Origin of the sequence: Salifodinibacter halophilus, assembly GCA_012999515.1 — a bacterium.
GTDB lineage: Bacteria > Pseudomonadota > Gammaproteobacteria > Nevskiales > Salinisphaeraceae > Salifodinibacter > Salifodinibacter halophilus.
This window is the reverse complement of the sequence record JABEEB010000452.1, coordinates 1-253: the sequence shown is the minus strand read 5'-3', so window position 1 is coordinate 253 and position 253 is coordinate 1. Positions and strand designations below refer to the sequence as shown.

The window sequence follows — 253 nt, the reverse complement described above, 5'->3', positions numbered from 1 at the left end:
CCCGCGACCGGGTAGTCGCCCCGGTGCCACGCCGGAAACCCCCCGCGGATCGCGTACACGTTGTCGAAGTCGTCATTGATGAGGGCGGCGGCGCGGTGGCGACCGGATCGGCCCGCGCTCCCGCCGTAGCAGACGATACGGTCGCTGTCCGGCCAGTACGTGACGGGGTCGCACGTGGGGTCGGAGCCGGCGGGGCTCCACACCGCGCCGTAGACGTGCGCGCGGTCGTACGTGTCGCGATCGCGGGCGTCGG

The 253-nt window shown here is 73.5% G+C and carries 1 protein-coding gene; it reads right to left on the bottom strand.

Annotated features, from left to right (window positions below; genetic code table 11):
• Positions 1–253 (bottom strand): rhodanese-like domain-containing protein (locus HKX41_12410; GenBank protein ID NNC24938.1); only part of this gene is annotated, 253 nt, incomplete at both ends.